Below are 1,737 nucleotides of genomic sequence, written 5' to 3'. Positions count from 1 at the left end.
TGGCCCCTTGGGGGGGGTGGGGGTTTGGGGTTTCCCCCCCCCCCGGCCCGCGGGCGGGGGGCCGGGGGGTTGCCCCCCGCGGGCCCTCGACCGTCGTGTGCCGGCCCGGTGCGTCAGCCGCCGAGGATCCGCAGCCCGGGCAGCAGCCCCGGGATGAGCGGGGGCACGTCGACGCCCTGCTGCTGGCCGCCGGTGGCGGCGCTGGGCGTGGCGGTCGGCTGCTGCTGCGACTGGCCGCCGGGCGCCGCGTCGGTGCTGGGCGAGGGCTGCTGCTTGGCGCCGGTGAGCCCGTTGGTGAGGTTGCCCACCAGCCCGTTGACGGCGTCGGGAGCGCTGCTGGGCAGGCTCCCGGTCAGGCCGTTGCCCTTGGCGCCGGTGCCGCCGGGCAGGAGCGTCCCGGCGCCGACCGAGGGGTGCTCGGTGCCGCCGGGCCGGTTGCCGCCGGCCGTGCCGGTGCTGCCGCCCTGGGCGGGTGCGCCCGGTGCGGTGCCGGTGGCGCCCGACGGCGCCGGTCCGGTGCCACCGGGGTTCGGGCCGGCGGTGTCGCCGCCCGCTCCCGCGTCGGCCGGTGCACCGCCGGGGGCGGTGGGCTGGGCCAGGCGCAGGGGCGCGACGTCCTCGCTTATGTCGTCGAAGAGCTGGTTCACCAGGTGGGCCTGCGGCGTGAGTTGGGAGGGCAGTCGCCCCTCCAGCTCGGTCCAGCGACCGTCCTCGTCGTGGGCGAAGCCGGCCAGTGTCCGCATCGGGTCGAGCGAGCCGTTGCTCCGGTAGACCGAGCGCAGCAGGTCGCGGCCCTTGATGGCGTCGGCGTGCATGTCGTCCAGTGCGCGGCGGACCTGGTCGACGGTGCCCGGGCTGAGTGCGCCCGCCCCGTCGGTGCGGCCCACCAGGCTCTTGGCCTCCTTGAGCCGGGTCGCGGCGTTGTCGAGGAGCAGTTCGCCGCGCTCGGAGTCGGAGCCCGCCAGGTCGAGCCGGAGTCCTTCGAGGCCGCGCTTCATGCCGTACAGCGTGTCCCCCGGGAGGGCACTGGTGCTGGCGGCGGCGGCGCCCGCGAGGCTGCCGACGGCGAGGCCGGCGACGAGGCCGCCGATCGCGAAGCGGCGGCTCCAGCGGCCGCGCGGGGCCGTTCGGACCGCGCGGTGCCGACGCTGGCGGGGCACCGCAGCGCCCGGTCCGCCGGCGAAGGCCTGCTCGAACGCGGCCATCAGCTGGGCGCGTTGGACGGTCCGTACCTCCGGGTCGAGTGCCGGGCCGGGCAGTGTGCCCAACGCGCCCGCCAGGCCGACCAGTTCGGCCATCGCGGCGGAACTCTGGCCAGTGGTAGCGGTGTTGGCCGATTCGGCGTCGGCCGTGCCGCCTTGCTCTGCCTGGTGGGCCTCCAGCGCCTCGGCGAAGGCCTTCGCCCGTCGGTGCTCCAGCACGTTTGCCGTCACGGGCCACACCTCCCTTCGTCGTTGTCGACACCCCGGCCTGCCGGACGGTTGCCCCGGCGGGCCAAAGCCACTCCATCGGGTGACGGGTCGCAATTCGGCTTGACCGTACGCGTGGTGGCGGCTTGCACATTGGCCAACGAGCGGTGCGGGTGGTCGGTTACGCACGACTGATCATCGGACCGACCGTTCACCCGGACGTGGGGGGGGGGGGGCCGCCGGGGGGGCGGGGGGCGCCGCCCCGCCCGGGGGGGGGCCCCCCGCCCCCGCCCCCCCCCCCCCCCCCCCCCCCCCCCCCCCCCCGCAC

Annotated in this window: 1 protein-coding gene; it reads right to left on the bottom strand. The window is 77.4% G+C overall.

Going from position 1 to position 1,737, the window contains the following annotated elements; all coding sequences use genetic code 11:
- Positions 1–113: 113 nt before the first annotated feature.
- The gene (locus tag ACFV4G_RS36995; RefSeq protein ID WP_380446783.1) at positions 114–1,433 is read right to left on the bottom strand and encodes a DUF5667 domain-containing protein; all 1,320 of its coding nucleotides are present in this window, start codon (positions 1,431–1,433) and stop codon (positions 114–116) included.
- Positions 1,434–1,737 lie beyond the last annotated feature (304 nt).

It is taken from the genome of Kitasatospora sp. NPDC059747, assembly GCF_042732955.1.
GTDB lineage: Bacteria > Actinomycetota > Actinomycetes > Streptomycetales > Streptomycetaceae > Kitasatospora.
This window is presented reverse-complemented; position numbering and strand designations above follow the sequence as displayed.